At 63.1% G+C, this 19,832-nt stretch carries 19 protein-coding genes; 14 read left to right on the top strand and 5 right to left on the bottom strand.

Features of this window, described 5'->3' with window-relative positions; genetic code table 11:
- Positions 1 to 1,109: 1,109 nt before the first annotated feature.
- Both BLV07_RS04765 and BLV07_RS04760 read right to left on the bottom strand, forming a co-directional pair.
- Entirely contained in the window at positions 1,110 to 1,391 is a 282-nt protein-coding gene (locus BLV07_RS04765; RefSeq protein WP_091880574.1) for a hypothetical protein, read from the bottom strand.
- 3 nt (positions 1,392 to 1,394) lie between these two features.
- Entirely contained in the window at positions 1,395 to 1,673 is a 279-nt protein-coding gene (locus BLV07_RS04760) for a GDP-mannose 4,6-dehydratase (protein WP_143035347.1), read from the bottom strand.
- A gap of 2,031 nt (positions 1,674 to 3,704) precedes the next feature.
- Between BLV07_RS04760 and BLV07_RS04745 the strand changes: the two genes are divergently transcribed.
- The 4 genes from BLV07_RS04745 to BLV07_RS04730 all read left to right on the top strand — a co-directional run bounded on the left by BLV07_RS04745 (position 3,705) and on the right by BLV07_RS04730 (position 5,753).
- The gene (locus BLV07_RS04745; RefSeq protein WP_091880564.1) at positions 3,705 to 3,896 is read left to right on the top strand and encodes a hypothetical protein; all 192 of its coding nucleotides are present in this window, start codon (positions 3,705 to 3,707) and stop codon (positions 3,894 to 3,896) included.
- A 405-nt stretch (positions 3,897 to 4,301) separates the two neighbouring features.
- Complete coding sequence (gene ybgC / locus BLV07_RS04740; protein WP_091880561.1) at positions 4,302 to 4,742, top strand: tol-pal system-associated acyl-CoA thioesterase; 441 nt, start codon at positions 4,302 to 4,304, stop codon at positions 4,740 to 4,742.
- 90 nt (positions 4,743 to 4,832) lie between these two features.
- Complete coding sequence (locus BLV07_RS04735; RefSeq protein WP_091880558.1) at positions 4,833 to 5,207, top strand: YbgC/FadM family acyl-CoA thioesterase; 375 nt, start codon at positions 4,833 to 4,835, stop codon at positions 5,205 to 5,207.
- Between the two features lie 78 nt (positions 5,208 to 5,285).
- Positions 5,286 to 5,753, top strand: coding sequence for a nuclear transport factor 2 family protein (locus BLV07_RS04730; protein ID WP_091880555.1), 468 nt, complete (start codon positions 5,286 to 5,288; stop codon positions 5,751 to 5,753).
- 294 nt (positions 5,754 to 6,047) lie between these two features.
- On the opposite strand, the gene BLV07_RS04720 is transcribed toward BLV07_RS04730, so the two are convergent.
- On the bottom strand, positions 6,048 to 6,761 hold the full coding sequence (locus BLV07_RS04720) for a type 1 glutamine amidotransferase (RefSeq protein WP_091880550.1): 714 nt from the start codon (positions 6,759 to 6,761) through the stop codon (positions 6,048 to 6,050).
- Between the two features lie 53 nt (positions 6,762 to 6,814).
- Positions 6,815 to 7,741 carry a LysR substrate-binding domain-containing protein gene (locus tag BLV07_RS04715; protein WP_091881168.1) on the bottom strand — a complete coding sequence of 309 codons (927 nt, stop codon included), beginning with the start codon at positions 7,739 to 7,741 and terminating at the stop codon, positions 6,815 to 6,817.
- A gap of 271 nt (positions 7,742 to 8,012) precedes the next feature.
- Between BLV07_RS04715 and BLV07_RS04710 the strand changes: the two genes are divergently transcribed.
- The 10 genes from BLV07_RS04710 to BLV07_RS04660 all read left to right on the top strand — a co-directional run bounded on the left by BLV07_RS04710 (position 8,013) and on the right by BLV07_RS04660 (position 18,271).
- Positions 8,013 to 9,047 (top strand): ABC transporter substrate-binding protein, encoded by a 1,035-nt coding sequence (locus BLV07_RS04710; protein ID WP_091880546.1) that lies wholly within the window; start codon positions 8,013 to 8,015, stop codon positions 9,045 to 9,047.
- A gap of 26 nt (positions 9,048 to 9,073) precedes the next feature.
- Positions 9,074 to 10,114 carry an ABC transporter ATP-binding protein gene (locus tag BLV07_RS04705; RefSeq protein ID WP_091880543.1) on the top strand — a complete coding sequence of 347 codons (1,041 nt, stop codon included), beginning with the start codon at positions 9,074 to 9,076 and terminating at the stop codon, positions 10,112 to 10,114.
- Positions 10,111 to 10,986 carry an ABC transporter permease gene (locus BLV07_RS04700; RefSeq protein WP_091880540.1) on the top strand — a complete coding sequence of 292 codons (876 nt, stop codon included), beginning with the start codon at positions 10,111 to 10,113 and terminating at the stop codon, positions 10,984 to 10,986. The genes BLV07_RS04705 and BLV07_RS04700 overlap by 4 nt, the downstream gene beginning before the upstream one ends.
- Positions 10,983 to 11,789: an ABC transporter permease gene (locus BLV07_RS04695; protein ID WP_091880538.1), complete on the top strand. Its 807-nt coding sequence runs from the start codon at positions 10,983 to 10,985 to the stop codon at positions 11,787 to 11,789. Before BLV07_RS04700 ends, BLV07_RS04695 begins: the two co-directional genes overlap by 4 nt.
- A 12-nt stretch (positions 11,790 to 11,801) precedes the next feature.
- Complete coding sequence (locus BLV07_RS04690; RefSeq protein WP_091880535.1) at positions 11,802 to 12,938, top strand: NAD(P)/FAD-dependent oxidoreductase; 1,137 nt, start codon at positions 11,802 to 11,804, stop codon at positions 12,936 to 12,938.
- Between the two features lie 140 nt (positions 12,939 to 13,078).
- Positions 13,079 to 13,375, top strand: a complete 297-nt coding sequence (locus BLV07_RS04685) for a (2Fe-2S)-binding protein (RefSeq protein ID WP_091880532.1) — start codon at positions 13,079 to 13,081, stop codon at positions 13,373 to 13,375.
- Positions 13,372 to 14,790 carry a (2Fe-2S)-binding protein gene (locus BLV07_RS04680; RefSeq protein WP_091880528.1) on the top strand — a complete coding sequence of 473 codons (1,419 nt, stop codon included), beginning with the start codon at positions 13,372 to 13,374 and terminating at the stop codon, positions 14,788 to 14,790. Before BLV07_RS04685 ends, BLV07_RS04680 begins: the two co-directional genes overlap by 4 nt.
- On the top strand, positions 14,787 to 15,908 hold the full coding sequence (locus BLV07_RS04675) for an NAD(P)/FAD-dependent oxidoreductase (RefSeq protein ID WP_091880525.1): 1,122 nt from the start codon (positions 14,787 to 14,789) through the stop codon (positions 15,906 to 15,908). The genes BLV07_RS04680 and BLV07_RS04675 overlap by 4 nt, the downstream gene beginning before the upstream one ends.
- Positions 15,909 to 16,136: 228 nt before the next feature.
- Positions 16,137 to 16,484: a RidA family protein gene (locus BLV07_RS04665; protein ID WP_091880519.1), complete on the top strand. Its 348-nt coding sequence runs from the start codon at positions 16,137 to 16,139 to the stop codon at positions 16,482 to 16,484.
- Between the two features lie 173 nt (positions 16,485 to 16,657).
- Positions 16,658 to 18,271 carry an ABC-F family ATP-binding cassette domain-containing protein gene (locus BLV07_RS04660; protein ID WP_091880516.1) on the top strand — a complete coding sequence of 538 codons (1,614 nt, stop codon included), beginning with the start codon at positions 16,658 to 16,660 and terminating at the stop codon, positions 18,269 to 18,271.
- Between the two features lie 180 nt (positions 18,272 to 18,451).
- Here BLV07_RS04660 and BLV07_RS04655 read toward each other — a convergent pair whose 3' ends face one another.
- Positions 18,452 to 19,780, bottom strand: coding sequence for a dicarboxylate/amino acid:cation symporter (locus BLV07_RS04655; protein WP_091881166.1), 1,329 nt, complete (start codon positions 19,778 to 19,780; stop codon positions 18,452 to 18,454).
- Positions 19,781 to 19,832 lie beyond the last annotated feature (52 nt).

Below are 19,832 nucleotides of genomic sequence, written 5' to 3'. Positions count from 1 at the left end.
TGCAACGATTATCCGTTTGCGGCGGCAGAGCGATGCTCGAGCACCGCGCCTGCTGTGATCATCGATGAAAGCCCGCCATGTAGCGGATTGCGAAGAAAGTCACGGCGACGACTGCGGCCGTAGCAGCGAGTGAAAAAGCGACCCGCGCCAGGAATTGGCCGGGGCTAAGTCCGTCCCATGAACTCATTTTCGTACTTGCGCCTCCTGGGCGTGGGGGCCATTTCAGACCCACCAATCCTCTTCCAAGTCCAATGTGTCAGCGATAATTGACCAAGCTGACGCTCGACGTTGCTGTCGTAAGCTGATCGTGGGAGCGGGCCCTTACCTATCGGATTGGAAATTGAGTTTCCCAAGTCGGACGGATTGTCCTTTATGAACTTCGCGAAAGCAGGCACGCGCGCGAACTCCAGCACAAGTCTGTTGAAGGAAACGCCGTAGACTTCACGGGCTTGCAGGAACACCCTCATGCAGTCGGCGAGGGTCGCCTTGCCATCAGGAGACCCGAAAGCACTCCAGGCGCAGTTGCTACCGGATCGACCTCACGACGAACGCGCGCCCATAGCTCTCGCTGACCACTTGCGATCACAAACCGATCATCCGCCCGTTCGAAGGCCTCGATGTCTAATCCATGCCCGCTGTCCGCTGCCCAATACCACTGCGGGGCATCGTCGAAATCAGAATCGGTCATATTAATCCTTCAAATCGCAAAAGTAGAATGAACGGGAACCAGCGTATGCCCTTCAGTTAGATGCGGGCCTTGATCCAGTCCCAGACCTTTTGGGACAACCAGCCTTGATGCTGACCATTCACCAGTTTCGTGCTTTAATATGTGGGTAGCGCGACATGTGATCGATCAGGTTCTGTCGCGCCTGCGCATAGTTCGGCTTGTGTTTTGTTTAGATCCCAAGTGACCAAATAGACGCCCATTGCCGATTTCCTTCAAGTAAGACTGTCAGAGCGCCGTACCACACGCGCACCGCGAGTCGCCGGCGGAATCCCGATTACACACGCCTAAAATCATCGCGCGTGTTGAGTCGTGCGCCGAAATCGAGCGAAAATAAGAGTGAGCTCGGACCAAGGACGAAACACGCGCGAATGTGTCACTTTTTCTAGCGGGCCACCGCTCGGCGCCCTTCGTCGGTCACGCCAATGGTGATGCCATTGTGGCCGCCATACATCACCGCAGACTCGACCTTATCGGTGGTCAATCCAAGATCGCGAGCGATCCCGTGCCAGAGGTAATGCTGCATTGGCGCCGGATCATTCGCTATGAGCGTGTTGAGGTGATCGGCGACGCGTTGCGCCATCGCGTTGTGCTCAGCAACCTTGCGCTGCTCCTTCGGATCGGCGCCGCTGTAGTCCATCAGGCGGGGTTGACGCGCGAGTTGCATTTCTTAGGCCGGCCAATTGCGTGCCCGATCGGCCGCCTCGTGGTCCTCGATGTACCGATCACCGTGCGCATCCTTCGAGGCTCGCCGGACGATCTCGAGACGACCCGTCGGAACGCCGCGCCGGATCACCTCGCCGAAGGCGATGTCGACCCACTCCCCGACGAGCGGGATGTCCTGGTGCGTGGCGACCACCATGCCTATCACGTGGTCGACCTCCGCGGCTTGCTGCGTGTACGCCTGAAATCGAACTAGATCACCAGCACCAAACGATTGAACCATCATGAATCGCATCCCTTCGCGAATCGCTATGTTCGGCTGAGTTTAGCCAAAACCGCCGGAGATGATGAGCAGCACCCCCAAGCCATCTGAGATTCGCTTCCGTGTCTGACCCCGGCGCCGTTCCAGCGGAGAAGGGCGCCGCCGATCCCAGCGCCCTCTAAGAATGGGCAACGTCAGTACCATATCATCGTGCCTGGCTACCAAGTGCAACAATTGCTCGGTACACATAGGGGCCGTTGACGTACGGCAGCTCGCGACAGCACTTCTGGAAGTAACAGCCGTTTTTTGCCAAGGCGTCGAGATCTATCATCGTTAGATTAAGCTCGAGCGCGCGATCCCGTATTGCGTCGATAATCGCAATGCCGGTCCTCTTGTAACGCTTCTTCTTCGAAATCCTCAGACGGTTTGCGACCGCTTGGACCTGCCGCTTTGTGAATGCCGGAAAGGCAGCAGCGAGATCTGCGTCCGTGCCGCTAGGGTATATTCGTCTCAATCGGCTGACGTCGGCAGCGGTCCACTGCAGGCGCTTCTGCGACACTCCGAGCTTAGAGGCCCGACAGACATAGCCATCTTTGTGCGCCGTCGAAGGACCTTCTTTAGCGCGGCGTAGTCCGGATAAAGCATGCGGACATCGTCTTCGCGCTTGGTCCAGAGCACCGAGCCACTGGGAGTCCTTCCCTCGTACCTTATGCGTTCGCGCGCGCTTTCCGATCGAGCCGCACTTCGCGCTATTTGCCGCAACAGCATCGCCACCTCTCTGCCAAGAGGATGGAAGCGCCCGCAGGCGGCGAGAAGCCCGACGAGGACCGTTGTCGCCGAAAACCATCGTCCCCGGAGGGGGGAGATTTTCGGCTCGCGTCCGATCGCCGGGTGAGCACCGCTCGGCACATCACGTTACGCTGTGCTCTGAAGGTCAGGTTTGCAGCGTCAACCTGGGTAGTTGCACAGGTATTCAAGCTGACACGAAAGCTGGAAGCACGCATATAACAATGCAGAAACTGCGTTGTAGTCGCCCTTTGCCCGGATCTGAAGCGGCGCCGAAGCGCGGTCATCGCCGCTGCTTCAACAAGCCCGCAAATGGCCACGTCCAAGCCCGGTCGCGCAGAAAAACCGCGCAGGATACCCGCTCGACGATGCCGTCAGTCATGGCTGAAATGTTAGGAGTTGCCGGGGATTGAGGAACTCCCGCGATACTTGGGGGATGATGTGGGGTCTCATCGCGGGGCACAAGCGGCCGTACAGGCGCTGACCATCGCTGGCGTTTTGAGTTGGTGGCTGATACGAGCGTCGGTGCTCCTTGCTGCCTTCAGCATTGACGTAGTGGCGCGACCGGCCAAGCGCGGGCTGAGGGCTGCTAGGAGAGTGGACTGGGACGCGAGAACAGAGCAGGCCATCAGATATTTTATGGCCTTCGGCGCGACCTGCGGCATATTCACATTAATCGGAGCTGCGATTACGGCCGTGGTCATTTTGACCGAACCTGAAAGGCCATATCCGCGAATAACCATCTCCGGCAGCGGGCGCAATCCAGGGCCGATCCTCATCGAGTTCGGACCGCGCTAGGCCGGCCCGCATGCAGCCCAAGGTTCTCATCCCGGCGCTCAACGTCGCGCGCTGTCTAGGTTATAATCGTTTCGCGCTCCATGCGCTGCCCCCTACTTAGCCGGGAATGCGCCTTGGAAACCTGTTCTTCGCCGTGGACCCGGGAATAAAGCTCCGACAGCTGGGGTATATTGCCCACCCATCAAGCCGTCGATTTTTGCGAAGCCGCGGTGTTCGAGCACCGGCGCGATGGCTTTCCCAGTAGCTAACAGCCCTCAGCCTGCTCGCCCTCGTCTATGCGCTAGTAGCCATGACGGCGTCGTTCCTGCTGTGCTTCGTCGTATCGGTCTCGCTGGCGCCGATCGTATCGAATGCGACGTGCCGCGCAGATCTCGTGCAGCGTGCGCCTTTTGTCTTTGGGGACCTAGGCGCGTGGTGTTAGAACTTTCGAGATTGCTTGCCAGTAAGCATCGCAATTAGCAGGAGATATCAATGGAGGGAAAAGACAAGATCACCGTCCTCTTGGCCGAATACAACAGCTTGGGACAGGAGGTCATTGCGGCAAGAACTAACGTCGGTCAGGGTGCCGGTATCTTCTCTGCCGCATTCATGGCGAATATCGCCTTGTTTCTCCTATGCGCGAAACGCCAAACTCGGTTTGGACCGCGTAGTTTGACGGGGTAAATGCTGGGGATGGTCGCGTCACGCCGAACGGACTAGCCGCGGGAGGCCGGCGGAGCCGCCGCCGGCACGGCGGCGGATCGCTCAAGAGACGCGCTACGACGCTCGCGTGGGCTCAGGCGGCTACCCTGATGATCTCGAACCGTACCGCCTTTTCCGGGGGGCTATCAAAACGGACCCCCGCTACCAACTTTCCCTACACGTCTTTTGCTTGTCCTTGCGGGTCAAATCTCCTTGCGTCGAGTTCGGATGAGATCTGCGCGAGAGCCGCACTCGGCGACGTATTGATGCCGGCGTAGTGCTGAGCTGCCGGCTGCAGGCGCCAAGCTCAAGATCCTTGGCGCTTGCTCAGAAAAGCACGTGTGTGCAAAACAATCGGCTCCCGGAATCTTTAAGGGAAACCGCACCGTGACAGCCTCTCTTGACGGCGAAATTTGCGACGGACGCCACCACATGCGAGTCCGCGTCTATTTTGAAGATACCGACGCCGGTCAGATTGTTTATCACGCGAATTTTCTGCGCTTCATGGAACGTGGCAGAACGAATTACTTGCGTTTGCTCGGAACCAATCAGCAAGCGCTGCTCCAAGAAGCAAACGATGATGCGCCCGGCTTTGCATTCGTTGTTCGTTCGATGACAATCGATTTCCTAAAACCGGCGTCGTTGGATGACGTGCTTGACATCATCACGGTCCCGCAAGAGGTGAGGGGGGCGTCGATCGTCTTGCTGCAGGAATGCAGGCGAGGGGACGATCTCCTCGTCACGGCACGGGTCCGCGTGGCGTTTATCTCCGGCGGAAAGGCTCAGCGAATCCCGAAGTCGCTCCGCCTTTCCATGGAAAGGGCATAGATTGAGCTCGCCTCCCTTGTTCACTTTATGGCCTTGCAGCGCCCCAATGAAATCAAATAGTTAGGCTTCTGTTGCGATATCGACAAGTCAGTGTTCTCGGGCATCGTTTATCACGCCAACTATCTGCGCTACATGGAGCGCGGGCGGACCAATCACCTGCGGCTGATGGGCGCCGAGCAGCAGGCGCTGTTCGAGCAGCCCGAGACGGAAGGCGCCGGCTTCGCCTTCGTGGTGCGCTCGATGCATCTGGACTTCCTCAAGCCCGCGCGGATGGACGACGTGCTCGACGTCGTGACCTGGCCGATCGCGGTGAAGGGCGCCTCCATCATGCTGGGGCAGGAGGTGAGGCGTGGTGAGGACGTGCTGGTGAAAGCGGAGGTGCGCGTCGCCTTCATCAGCGGCGGCCGCGCGCAGCCGATTCCGAAATCGATCCGGACCTTGATGAAGGCCGATCTGATTTCGTGATCGCCTGATTTGTAATGGCCTATCGACTCCGCCAATTGCAGCGATAGATTGCGGCCCCAACCAACCGATGAGGCCATCATGTCGCGCCCGCCGCTTCCGCCTTTCACCCGAGAGACCGCTGCGCAAAAAGCGCGCATGGCCGAGGACGCCTGGAATTCGCGCGATCCGGCGCGCGTCGCGCTCGCCTATACCGAGGACAGCCGCTGGCGCAATCGCTCGGAGGTATTTCAGGGTCGCGAGGCCATCGTCGCCTTCCTCACCCGCAAATGGGAGAAGGAGCAGGACTATCGCCTGATCAAAGACCTCTGGGCCTTCGACGGCAACCGCATCGCGGTGCGCTTCCAGTACGAATGGCACGATGCCGGCGGCCAGTGGTATCGCTCCTACGGCAACGAGCAGTGGGAGTTCGACGAGCACGGCCTGATGAAGCGGCGAGAGGCCTCGATCAACGATATTGCGATCGGCGAGAAGGACCGCCGGTTTCACTGGCCCGCGCCGGGGCCGCGGCCGGCGGATGTGGCGGGGCTTGGAAGCGATCCGTTCTGATTATCTAACCGCCCCATTGCTCTTGTCTCTTGCTTTTGGAAAGTCCTCCCAAAACCACATGCCGCCTAACGCCGTCACGAAACCGGCAGCCATTAGCATCCAGCCCTTCCACCGAAGCGCGAAGAATAGGAGATATATTAGAGCCGCCAGCCCTACGACGATTAGGGCGAGTGCGAACATCAGGCTTATCGTGCGACGAATTGGGCTCATTCTCCATCCAGCCTAAAGCGTCCAGAGACATTTATGCCCCTGTGCCTTCTCCCTCACAAGGGGAGAGGGCAAAGTAGTGCGCGACTAAGGCGCCGCGCGCCGCGCCAAGAACCTCGTAATCGCGCCGCCGAGCGTCGCGTTGTCCATCGGCTGCGCCAGCGACTCCCTCGCCGTGGCGACGACATCATCCGGTGCCTTGCCGTCGCGTAGATCGCAGCAGACTTGCGCGAATTCGACGTCGAATTCCGGATGCGGCTGCACGGTCAGCGTGGTGCCGTTGGCGTAGAGCAGGCCGGCATGCGGGGTGAATTCCGACGAGAGGATCGTCAGCGCATCGTTCGGCGGTTCGATCACCTGGTCCTGGTGCGAGGCGGCGATCGCGACCGCTTCGCCGTCGACCACGCCGTTCTCCGGCAGCACCTGATAGACGTGACGGCCGATGCCCCAGCCCTTCTCCGACTTGCGCACGGTGCCGCCGAGCGCCTGCGCGATCAGCTGATGGCCGAAGCAGACGCCGACCATCGGTGTCTTGTTGGCGTAAGCCGTGCGCACGAAATCTTCCAGCGGCGCGATCCAGTCGAGCCCGTCATAGACGCCGGCCGCCGCGCCGGTGATCAGCACGGCCTCCACGCCGCGCGGATCGGGCAGCGCATCACCATTCGGAATGCTGACGATGTCGACTGTAGCCGTCGGGTCCTCGGCGCGGATCATGCGCTCGAACATGTCCGGAAACGAGCCGTGGCGCTCGCGATGCTTTTGAGGAACGAGCCCGGTCTCGATGATGGTGATGCGTGCCATGTGCTGCCCTGCGGAGATAGGGAGGATACAGCAGGAGCCATAAGACGTCCAAGTCAACCGGGCGCAAAACCATGTGCGGACTTGTCCTCGAGCTCGGTGAGCGCCTTGCGCATGGTCTCGACCAGATCCAGCGCCACCGGGGAGGGACTTCGCTGCGCGGGGAAGACGGCCGAGAATTCGAAATCGATGCGCGGCAGGAAGCGGCGCACGACGACGCCGCGCGTGGCAAATTCCTGCGCGGTGAAGGGATCGCAGATCGACACCCCAAGTCCCGATGACACCATGCCGCACATGATCTCCGACAGCGTGGTCTCGACCCTGAGCACGCGGCGGACATCGCTGCGGTGGAAGGCCTGGTCGACGAGGTGCCGGCTCGACGATCCCGCCGAAAGAGAGATGAAGGTCTCGCCCTCGAAATCGCGCGGCTGCAGCACTTCTTTCTCCGCCAGATGGTGTCCGGTCGGCAGCACCGCGACACGCGCCAGCGCCGGCAGTCGCAGGCTTGGCAGGCCGGAATGCGCGATCGGCACCTCGGCAAAGCCGATGTCGCACTGGTTGTTCAGCACCCAGTCGACCACGATCGGCGAGATCACGCCGAAGAAGGCGAGGTTGAGGTTGGGCCGCTCCTTCAAGAAGTGTCCGGCGAGCCGCGGCAAATAGCCGTTTGCCAATGCCGGCAGCGCGGCGATGCGCAGCGAGCCGGTGCGGCGACCGCGGATTTCTTCGGCGGCCGCGGTGATGCGTTCGAGGCCGACGAACGAGCGCTCGACTTCGGTATAGAGCGCCATCGCCGCCGCGGTCGGCACGAGGCCGGTGCCCCGTCGTTCGAACAGCTCCATCTTCAACAGCGCCTGGAAGTCGCGCAGCAAGCGGCTGACGGCGGGCTGCGTCACCACCATCAGCTTCGCTGCCTCGGTGACGCTGCCGGTCAGCATCGTCGCCCGGAAAGCCTCCACCTGCCGCGAATTGATCCGCACCATCCCGAATTCCATTCATAACATCTCGGCATGCAGAGGGTGCCATTATTCATTGGACGATGGAAGTATACGTCTGCGATCTTTTTCATCAGAGCTGGAGCCAGCCCGCTTTTTCGGCAGATTGGAGGGATTCCACCCTCCAGATCGCGCCAAAACCCGCCGAGCAGGGGCCGGAGCCCTGATCGGGGAGGATTGCGCGGAAGGAAATGCGGAAGGCGCTTCGGCCGGAGACTTGTCGGCACGTCACCTCATTCCGGTATGGAGATCGGTCCACATGAAGACTTCTCGCCTTCTGACTTCGCTCAGCATCGTGGCGCTCATGGCCGCCTCGTCGGCCGCCTTGGCCCAGCAAAAGACGCTTTACGTCGCCGGCTACGGCGGCTCGTTCGAGAAGACGATCCGCGACGAGGTGATCCCGACCTTCGAGAAGGAAAACGGCGTCAAGGTCGAATACGTCGCCGGTAATTCCACCGACACGCTGGCAAAACTCCAGGCGCAGAAGGGCAATCAGCAGATCGATGTCGCCATCGTCGACGACGGTCCGATGTACCAGGCGATCCAGCTCGGCTTCTGCGGCAAGCTCGAGGGACTGCCGGCCGATCTCTACGACACCGCGCGTTTCAAGGATGATCGTGCGGTCGCGATCGGCATCGTCGCGACGGGCCTGATGTACAACACCAAGGTGTTCAAAGAGAAAGGCTGGGCTCCGCCGACCTCCTGGAACGACCTGAAGGACACGAAATACGCAAAACAACTCGTGATCCCGCCGATCAACAACACCTACGGCCTCGAAGCGCTGGTGATGCTGTCGAAGATGAATGGCGGCGGTGAGACCAACGTCGATTCAGGCTTCAAGATATTCAAGGAGCAGATCAATCCGAACGTGCTTGCCTATGAGCCGTCGCCCGGCAAGATGACCGAGCTGTTCCAGTCCGGCCAGGCCGTGATCGCGGTGTGGGGCACCGGCCGGGTGCAGAGCTTTGCCAACACCGGCTTCCCCGTCGACTTCGTCTACCCGAAGGAAGGCGCTGCGACGCTGCTGACGACGGCCTGTCCGATCAACAAGCCCAACGCTTCGCCGCTGGCTGCGAGCTTCGTCAAGATGCTGCTCGATCCCAAGATCCAGCTCGTGATGCTGAAGGACTATGGCTACGGTCCGGTGCTGAAATCGCTGGTGATCCCGCCCGAGCTCGGCAAGATGGCGCCGATCAGCGAGCGCGCGGCCAAGCTCTACAATCCGGACTGGACTGTCATCAACGAGAAGCGCGAGGAGTGGACCAAGCGCTGGAACCGCGAGGTCGAGCGCTGATCTGATCGTCACAGCGGAGACCGCGCATGGCCTATCTCGAGCTCGATCGGGTCGCAAAACAGTTCGGCGCGCAGACTGTGGTCGATGACTTCAGTCTGTCGGTGGGGAAGGGGGAGTTCATCTCCTTCCTCGGCCCGTCCGGCTGCGGCAAGACGACGACGTTGCAGATGATTGCGGGCTTCCTTGATCCCACGCGCGGCGCGATCCGCCTGGAGGACAAGGATCTGACCGCGATTCATCCGGCCAAGCGTGGGCTCGGCATCGTGTTCCAGAGCTACGCGCTGTTTCCGCACATGACGGCGGCGGAGAACGTCGCGTTCGGTCTCGAGATGCGCAAGGTGTCGCGCAATGAGCGCGCCGAGCGCGTCCGTGCCGCGCTCGCGATGGTCGGCCTTGCCGGTTACGAGGACCGTCACCCGCGCCGAATGTCCGGCGGCCAGCAGCAGCGCGTAGCGCTGGCCCGTGCGCTGGTGATCAAGCCGAGCGTGCTCCTGCTCGACGAACCGCTGTCTAATCTCGACGCAAAGCTGCGCGAGGAGATGCAGATCGAGCTGCGCCAGATTCAGCGCACCATCGGCACCACCACGATCCTGGTCACCCACGATCAGAACGAGGCGATGTCGCTATCCGATCGCATCGTGGTGATGAGCCAGGGCCGCATCGAGCAGATCGGCACGCCGCAGGAGACCTATGAGAAGCCGGCCTCGGCCTTCGTCTCGCAGTTCCTCGGCAAGACCAACGACTTTGCGGCGACGATCGATCGGACCGTTACGCCGGCGCGGCTGACAGCGGGCTCCTGGAGTGCGCCGGCACCGGCCGGCCTGAATGGCCCGGTGACCATCAGCATCCGCCCCGAGCGCATCGGTTTTGGCGATTCCGGCCTCAGCGCAAAAATCATCACCCGCATCTTCCAGGGCAACCACTGGCTGTTCCAGTGTGACAGCGAATGCGGTCCTGCGATCGTGATCCGCCAAAATGATGGCAAGGTCCAGCCAACCGAAGGCGAGGCCGTTCATCTCGCCTGGCGGCCGGAGGATATGAGCGTGCGCGCGAGGGGCATCGCATGAGCGCGGCTGCCGAGGAACGCAGTGCGCGTGCGCCATGGACGCTGACGGCGCCTGCGCTGATGCTGTTCGTCGGCGTGCTGCTGATCCCGCTGGCGATGACCGTGATGCTGTCGTTCCACGATTGGGGCCAGTACAAGGGCATCGAGCCGGTCTTCATCCTCAAGAACTGGCACGAGATCGCGACCGATCCCTATTACGCAGAAATGTTCTGGCGGACGTTTCGCATCGCGATCCTGACGACATTCCTCACTGCCGTGCTCGGTGCGCCCGAAGCCTACATCCTCAACCGCATGAGCGGCCGATGGAAGAGCTTCTTCCTGCTGGTCATCCTCGGGCCGCTGCTGATCTCAGTGGTGGCGCGCACGCTCGGCTGGGCGCTGCTGTTCGGCGGCAACAACGGGCTCGTCAACAAGCTCTTGATGTCGCTCGGGGTGATCCGCTCCCCCATTCCCTTCATGTTCACCGAAACAGGAATGGTGGTTGCGCTCGCGCATGTCATGATGCCGTTCATGGTACTGTCGGTATGGGCCGCACTCCAGCGGCTCGATCCGCAGATCGAGAATGCCGCGATGTCGCTCGGCGCGAGCCCTGCGACCATCATCCGCCGCATCATCATGCCCCAGATCATGCCGGGCGTGCTCTCGGGCGCGATCATCGTGTTCTCGCTCTCGGCCAGCGCCTTCGCGACGCCGGCGATCATCGGCGGCCGTCGGCTCAAGGTCGCCGCGACGCTCGCCTATGACGAGTTCCTCAACACGCTGAACTGGCCACTCGGTGCTGCGGTCGCGACGCTCCTTCTCGTGGCGCTCGTGCTGATCGTGGTCGGCAGCAACGGGCTGGTCGAGCGCCGCTATGCGGAGGTGTTCCGATGAGACGGAACGGCCCGCTCGCGCTGATCTTCCACACGATCTTCGTCATCGTCATGGTGGCGCCGATCCTGGTCGTCTGCCTCGTCGCGTTTACACCCGAGGGCTTCCTGTCGTTGCCGACCAATGGTTTTTCGCTGCGCTGGTTCAGGACGATCGCGAACTACCCCGAATTCATCCACGCCTTCTGGGTCAGCCTCGGCCTCGGGGCGCTGTCGTCCTTGGTGGCGCTGCTGTTCGCGGTGCCCGCGGCGCTTGCGATCGCGCGCTACCGCTTCCGTGGCCGCGATGCGTTGGCGGCGCTGTTCCTGTCGCCGCTGATGATTCCGCATGTCGTGCTCGGCATCGCCTTCCTGCGCTTCTTCACCTCTGCCGGTCTGGGCGGCAGTTTCGCGGCGTTGATCATCGCGCATGTCATCATCGTGTTTCCGTTCGCGTTGCGGCTGACTCTGGCTGCCGCAACCGGCATGGATCTTTCCGTCGAGATGGCGGCGGTCTCGCTCGGCGCGGGCGGCTGGACGCTGTTCCGCCGTGTGACCTTGCCGCTGATCCTGCCCGGCGTCATCAGCGGCTGGGCGCTCGCCTTCATCCAGTCCTTCGACGATCTCACCATGACCGTCTTTCTCGCAGCACCCGGCACCGAGACGTTGCCGGTGCGCATGTTCCTTTATATCCAGGACAACATCGATCCGCTGGTGACGTCGGTCTCGGCCTGCGTGATCGCGATCACCATGACCGCCCTCATTCTGCTCGACCGCTTCTACGGGCTCGACCGCGTGCTCGCCGGCAAGGGCGATACGGGACGATAGGAGAAGAACCCTATGTCAGGAGATTACGACGTCGCCGTCGTCGGCGGCGGCTTGCTCGGCTCCGCCATTGCCTGGGGCCTCGGCCGGCTCGGCAAGCGCGTGGCCGTGCTCGACGAAGGCGACATCACCAAGCGCGCCTCGCGCGCGAATTTTGCGCTGGTCTGGGTGCAGAGCAAGGGGCTCGGCATGCCCGCCTATACGGTGTGGACCGTGCAGGCGTCGCAGGCGTGGGGCCGGCTGGCGTCGGAGCTGAAGCAGCAGACCGGGCTCGACGTCTCTCTTCAGCAAAATGGCGGCTTCCATCTCACGCTCGGCGAGGACGAATTCGGCCAGCGCACGGAACTGGTCAAGCGCATGCACAACCAGGTCGGCGCGGCCGACTACAAGATGGAGATGCTCTCCGCATCCGACGTGAAGAAGTCGCTGCCGCTGATCGGCCCGGAAGTCTCAGGCGGCAGCTATTGCCCGCTGGACGGCCACGTCAATTCGCTGCGCACGTTCCGCGCCTTCCACACCGGCTTCATTGCGTTCGGTATCGACTATTTTCCGGAGCGGCCGGTCTCGGCGATCAGCAAGAGCGGCGGCGAATTCCGCCTGACCACGCCGAAGGGCGAGCTGCGCGCAGCCAAGGTCGTGCTTGCCGCCGGCAATGCCAACCAAACGCTGGCGCCGATGGTCGGGCTTTACGCGCCGATGGGCCCGACCCGCGGCCAGATCGTGGTGACCGAGCGCACGATGCCGTTCCTGCCGCATCCGCTGACCACGATCCGCCAGACAGACGAAGGCACGGTGATGATCGGAGATAGCAAGGAGGACGAGCTCGACGACCGCGCGCTGAAACATTCCATCAGCGCCGTGATGACCGATCGCGCCCAGCGGATGTTCCCGCATCTGTCGCGGCTCAATGTCGTCAGAAGCTGGGCCGGCATCCGCGTCATGCCGCAGGACGGCTTTCCGATCTACGACCAGTCGGAGACGCATCCCGGCGCCTTCGTCGCCTGCTGTCATTCCGGCGTGACGCTCGCCTCCAACCACGCCTTCGAGATCGCGCGCATGGTGGCGCAAGGCGCGCTGGAGCCCGAGCTGGTCGGCGCGTTCTCGGCCAGCCGTTTTGGCGGCGCCGGCGCTGCGAACAACAGCGGCTATTAGAAAATTAGGAGGCTCGATTTGAATCGATGCTGGCCCAGAACTCAAATCACCTCTCCCCGTTGGGGAGAGGTGAACCCTCGCGCAGCCGAACCAGATTCCATCACGCTCTAGAAGTTCTTAAGGAGCCAAGAGGCATCCCCATGTTTAGACGATCCGAACAGGACAAGCGTCCATCGGTGCAGATCTTCGTCGACGGCGTTGCCGTCGCGGCACGTCAGGGCGACACCGTCTCCGCGGCGCTGCTGGCATCCGCCATTGACGCGCGCCGTTCGACCGCGGTGAGCGGCGCGCCGCGTCTGCCCTATTGCATGATGGGGGTGTGCTTCGATTGCCTCGTCACCATTGACGGTGTCGGCAATCGCCAGGGCTGTCTCGTGCCCGTCGCCGACGGCATGCAGGTCGAGATCCAGAAGGGCAAGCGGGAGATCGGAAAATGACTGTGGCTCCCAAGCGCGAAACTTACGACGTCGTGGTGATCGGCGCCGGTCCCGCCGGCCTCGCCGCGGCTGCGACATCTGCTGAAGCCGGCCTGTCGACGCTGCTGCTCGACGAGAACATCGGTCCGGGCGGTCAGGTGTTCCGCGCCATCGCCTCGACGCCGGTGACAGAGCGCAACCAGCTCGGGGCCGACTATTGGGCCGGTGCCGATCTCGTGCAGGCGCTGCGCGCCAGCAGCGCCGAGGTCATCCATCGCGCGACGGTCTGGAGCCTCGACCGCAATCTCGAGATCGCGGTTTCGATCGGCGGCGCCTCTGCGTTCGTCAAGGCGCAGCGTGTGATCCTCGCGACCGGCGCGCTGGAGCGGCCGTTTCCGATTCCCGGCTGGACGCTGCCGGGCGTGATGACGGCGGGCGCGGCGCAGACGATGTTGAAGTCGTCGGCGCTGGTGCCCGATGGCCGCACGGTGATCGCCGGGCAGGGGCCGCTGCTCTGGCTGCTCGCCGCGCAGATCCTGCGTCTCGGCGGCCGCATCGACCGCATCCTCGACACCACCGAGCGCGGCAATTATTTCGCCGCGCTGCCGCACGCCTTCGCCTTCCTAACGTCGCCCTATTTCGCCAAGGGCCTGTCGATGATGCGCGAGGTGAAGGCGAAGGTGCAGGTCGTATCAGGGGTGACGGAGCTCTCTGCGTCCGGCGAGGGTCAGCTCGCGAGCGTGAGCTATGTCGCCGGCGGCAAGCGCGAGACCATTCCTGCGGATCTGTTGCTGCTGCATCAGGGTGTCGTGCCCAACGTCAATCTGGCGATGTCGGCTGGCGTCGAGCATCGCTGGGATGATCTGCAATTGTGCTGGTCGCCGGTGCTCGATGCGAGCGGGGCTTCGTCGGTCGCCGGCATCGCGATCGCCGGCGATGGCGCCGGCATTGGTGGCGCGAATGCCGCCGTGGTGCGCGGTCGCATCGCGGCGCGCGCGGCGGTGGAATCGCTGGCGCCAGCGGCTGCCGCGAAGCTCACATCGATGGCGGCGCTTCGTGCCGATCTTGCCAAGGCCGAGCGTGGCCGCGTCTTCCTCGATACGCTGTTCCGCCCCGCGCAACAGTTCCGCATTCCCGCAGGCGACACCATCGTCTGCCGCTGCGAGGAGGTCACCGCAAAGGACGTTCTCGACTCCGTCGCGATCGGCGCGACCGGGCCGAACCAGCTCAAGGCCTATCGCCGCACCGGCATGGGGCCATGCCAGGGCCGGCTCTGCGGCCTCACCGTCACCGAGCTGATGGCGCAGGCGCGCGGGAAGACGCCGCAGGAGATCGGCTACTACCGGCTGCGCGCGCCGGTGAAGCCGATCACGCTCGCCGAGCTCGCCGCCGTCCCGAAGAGCGAGGCCGACGTCAAGGCGGTGGTGCGCGGATGACCCAAAACGTGGATGCAATCGTCGTCGGCGGCGGCATCCACGGATGCTCGACCGCGCTGCATCTGTGCCTTGCCGGCATGAAGCCGGTGCTGATCGAGAAGGACTATGCCGGCCGGCACGCGTCCGGCGTCAACGCCGGCGGCGTGCGCCAACTCGCCCGACACATCCCCGAAATCCCGCTCTCGATCCGCTCGATGGGGATTTGGGAGAAGATCACCGAGCTCGTCGACGACGATTGCAGCTTTGAGAGCCATGGCCAGGTGCTGGTTGCGGAGAACGAGGAGGAGCTCGCGGTCTGCCGCGCGCGGGTGGCCGAGCTCAACGCGCTCGGCTTCACCCATGAAGAGCTGATCGATGCGGCCGAGCTGCGGCGGCTCGTGCCCGCGGTGGCCGAGACTTGTCCGGGTGGCGTGGTCTCGCGTCGCGATGGAGCGGCCAATCCGGCGCAGACGACGACGGCGTTCCGCCGCAAGGCCGAGCAGCTTGGCGCGACCGTGCGCGAGGGCGAGGCCGCCGGCAACATCCGGCGGAATGACGGTCTCTGGCATGTCGACGTCGGCTCGGACACCTATGCTGCGCCGGTGCTCGTCAACGCCGCCGGCGCCTGGGCCGGCAGGATTGCCGCCGCGCTCGGCGAGCCCGTGCCGGTCGAGACCGTGGCGCCGATGCTGATGATCACCTCGCGCGTGCCGCACTTCATCGACCCCGTCGTGATCCTGCGCGGCCGCAAATTGTCCTTCAAGCAATTCTCCAACGGTACCGTGCTGATCGGCGGCGGCCATCTGGCAACGCCCTATCAGGACCGCAACGAGACGGTGCTGGACTGGAAGAGCCTGGCCGTCAGCGCGCGCACCGTGTTCGAGCTGTTTCCGGTGATGCGCAGCGCGACGATCGTGCGGGCCTGGGCCGGCATCGAGGCGAAGATGAAGGACGATATCCCCGTGTTCGGGCCGAGCTCGCGTCACCAGGGCCTCTATCACCAGTTCGGCTTCTCGCTGCACGGCTTCCAGCTTGGTCCCGGCGCCGGCGCCGTGATGGCGGAGCTGATCGTCAACGGCGGCACCCAGACTCGCGTCAGTGACCTCGGCATCGACCGCTTCCATCCTTCCGCGCTCTAGGAACAAGAAGTTGTCGTATCCGATCGATTGCCCCGAGCTGGCTCAACCTCTCCCGCTTGCGGGAGAGGTCGGCGCGAAGCGCCGGGTGAGGGCTCTCTCCACACGGGGAAAGTCCCAATGCGAAGACACCCCCACCCCGGCCGTCGCCCGCAAGCGGGAGAGGGGGCGCACCTCCTTCGTGGCCCTCAGCCGAACTCAACTCCTTCCACGCTCTAACAAGAGGACATCATGAGCATCACCCGCAGCATCCGCACGCCGATCATGCACCGCGCCGTCGAGGCCAACGGCTTCGTCTTCCTCGGCAGCACCATCGCTAACGACACATCGGTCTCGATGGGCGAGCAGACCCGCAACATCCTCGGCAAGATCGCCGGCTATCTGAAGGAAGCGGGAACCGACAAGAGCCGCATCGTCAGCGCCTCGATCTTCGTCACGGATCTCTCCAAGAAGAAGGAGATGGACGCGGCCTGGACCGAGTTCTTCGGCGACAATCTGCCGACCCGTGCCACCGTCGGTGTCGCCGACCTCGGCGGCGGCGCGCTGATCGAGGTCGTGGTCACCGCGCTCAAGGGCTGATCGCGCCGATCGATAGGGACGTCAGCGCGCTTTCCTCGCGCTGTCGTCCACTCGAACTGCGGCTTGATCTTGCGCTTCTGCGGCACTAGTTAGAGAGCTCTCAATCAGGAACTTCGCAGCCATGGATTTTACCCCGACCGCAAAGCCCATTCGCCTTGCTCACGGGGAATTCCATGCCTGCTTCGATCATCCTGTCGAACCTGTCGCTGTCCGCGCCTGACGGCCGTTCGCTTCTTTCCAACATCGATCTGACATTTGCGGCCGAGCGCACCGGTCTCGTCGGCCGCAATGGCGTCGGGAAAACGACGCTGCTCGCGTCGATTTCCGGGGACCATGTTCCCCAGTCCGGACGCGTTCTGATCAACGGCAGCATCGGCTTGCTGCGTCAGGACGTCCAGGTCTCCGCGGGCGCGACTGTGGCCGATCTGTTCGGCGTGCGGTCGGCGCTGGAGCTGCTGCGCCGTGCCGAGCAGGGCGACGCCTCGGCCGACGACATCGCCACGATCGACTGGACGCTCGAAGCGCGGCTTCAGACCGCCCTCGCGCGCCTCGGCTTCGATCCGTCTCCCGAGACGGAGCTGTCCCGATTGTCCGGCGGCCAGATCACGCGGGTTCGTCTTGCTGCACTGACCTTCGCGGAGCCCGACTTCCTGCTGCTGGACGAGCCCACCAACAATCTCGACCACGACGGACGCGAGGCGGTGACCGCGCTCCTCGTTGCCTGGCGCGGCGGCGCGATCGTCGTCAGCCATGACCGGAACTTACTCGAAACGATGGACGCGATCGTCGAACTGACGTCGCTCGGGTCAACCCGATACGGCGGCAATTGGAGCAGTTTTCGCGCGCAGAAGGCGGTCGAGCTCGCAGCGGTCAGGCACGATCTCGCGCATGCTGAGAGGCACCTGTCCGAGATTGATGGCAGGGCACAGGAGGCTACGGAACGGAAGGCGCGCAAGGACAGTGGCGGCAGGAAGAAGCGTGCCAAGGGCGACATGCCGCGCATCCTGGCCGGCGCGCGCAAGGATCGCAGCGAAGACAGCGGCGGCAAGACCGCGCAAATCGCCGAGCGGCGGCGCGCGGAAGCGGTCGAGGCTGTCGACACCGCACGTCGCCGCATCGAGGTTCTTCAGCCGTTGTCGGTGAAACTGCCGGCGACTGGCCTGCCGGCGAGCAGGGAGGTGCTTTGGCTCGACGGCGTCAGCGCCGGCTATCAGCCGGAGCAGCCGGTCTTGCGCGATCTCTCGCTCGCGATCGTCGGGCCGGAGCGCGTCGCGCTTGTCGGGCCGAACGGCTCCGGCAAGACAACGCTGCTGAAACTCATTGCCGGCGAGTTGCGCCCAGTCTCGGGTGCGGTGCGGGTCAGGCCCGACTTCGCGCTGTTCGACCAGAAGGTCAGCCTGCTTGATCCCGCGATCTCCATCCTGGACAATTTCGGCCGTCTCAATCCAACGGCAGGTGCGAACGAGTGCCATGCGGCCCTGGCGCGGTTCATGTTTCGCGCCGCTGCTGCCTTGCAGATCGTGGGAAGCCTGAGCGGCGGACAAATATTTCGCGCTGGCCTTGCCTGCGTGCTGGGCGGGACGACGCCGCCGTCCCTGCTGATCCTGGACGAGCCGACCAATCATCTCGACATCGAATCGATCGAAGCCGTTGAAGCGGGCCTGAGGGCCTATGACGGCGCGCTGCTCGTCGTCAGTCACGACGAGGCATTCTTGCAGGCGATCGGGATCACGCGCCGGCTCGAACTTGCCGGCAAGGCGCTTCGCGTCAATGGCGGGATCATCTGATCCCGCCTTACGTCACGATATAGCGGCTAGTCCTGGCGGAGATTTTCAAAAACCCGACGCCCTGCCCCCAGCGCGTCGGGTGGAAAAAATGAGTATCAATCCGTGATCCCAACGCCATTGTTGTGACGCGTCTCTCACCGTTTTTCCATTCCGGGAAACTACCGCATCGGAACCGGGGTGCTATGCACTGCCACCCGGTTCCAGCGCCTCGCCGATCTCCAGCGGATGGGCCATGGTCTCGTGCAGGGCGTCGCGGTCGAGCTCGCCCTCGGAGAGGCTGATGACGACGCAGGCGACTCCATTGCCGATCAGATTGGTCAGCGCACGGCATTCGCTCATGAACTTGTCGATGCCGACCAGGATCGCGATCGACTGGATCGGGATATCAGGCACGATCGAGAGCGTCGCGGCGAGCGTGATGAAGCCGGCTCCGGTGACGCCCGACGCACCCTTCGAGGTGATCATGGCGATGCCCAAAATGCCGAGCTCATGCCAGATGGTCAGATGGGTGTTGGTAGCCTGCGCCAGGAACAGCGTCGCCAGCGTCATGTAGATGTTGGTGCCGTCGAGATTGAAGCTGTAACCGGTCGGGATGACGAGGCCGACCACCGAGCGCGAGGCACCGAGATGCTCCATCTTCTGGATCATCTGCGGCAGCACCGTCTCCGAGGACGAGGTGCCGAGCACGATCAGCAGCTCGTCCTTGATGTAGGCGATGAAGCGCAGGATCGAGAAACCGGCGAGCCGTGCGATCGCGCCCAGCACGATCAGCACGAACAGGATGCTGGTCAGGTAGAATGTGCCGATCAGCGCGGCGAGGTTGAGCAGTGAGCCGAGCCCGTAGGCGCCGACGGTGAAGGCCATCGCGCCGAAAGCGCCGATCGGCGCCACGCGCACGATGATGCGGATGATGCCGAAGAACATTTTTGCGGCCTTATCGATCGCGTCCGCGATGGGCTCGCCGGCCTTGCCGAGGAAAGCGATGGCGAAGCCCGACAAGATCGAGATCAACAGCACCTGAAGCAGGTCGCCCCGCGCGATGGCGCCCAGATAGCTGTCGGGGATGATCGCCATTAGATGGGCGACGATGCCTTCTTCCTTGGCCTTGGTGACGTAGGTCGCCACCGAATTCGGATCGATCGTGGCGGGATCGATGTTGAAGCCGCGCCCGGGCTGGAGAATCTCGCCGACGAGCAGACCGACCGCGAGCGCGACGGTCGAGACCGTCTCGAAATAGATCAGCGACTTCAGCCCGACGCGGCCGACGCGCTTGAGATCGCCCATTGAGGAGATGCCGTGCACCACGGTGCAGAAGATCACCGGTGCGATCATCATCTTGATCAGCGCAATGAAACCGTCGCCGAGCGGCTTTAAGGCCTTGCCGAGATCGGGATAGAAATAGCCAATGAGCACGCCGAGCGCGATCGCGATCAGCACCTGGACGTAGAGGATCTTGTACCAGGGCTGGTGCCGGCGGAGGACGGCTGGCTGGATCGCGACTTGTGTCATATTGTAGTGCCCCGGAACGTATTGATCTTGCTTGGTTCGCATCATGTGATGG

The sequence above is a fragment of the Bradyrhizobium sp. Rc2d genome (genome assembly GCF_900099855.1).
GTDB lineage: Bacteria > Pseudomonadota > Alphaproteobacteria > Rhizobiales > Xanthobacteraceae > Bradyrhizobium.
The sequence above is the reverse complement of the archived record's forward strand: the minus strand, read 5'-3'. Positions and strand labels throughout refer to the sequence as shown.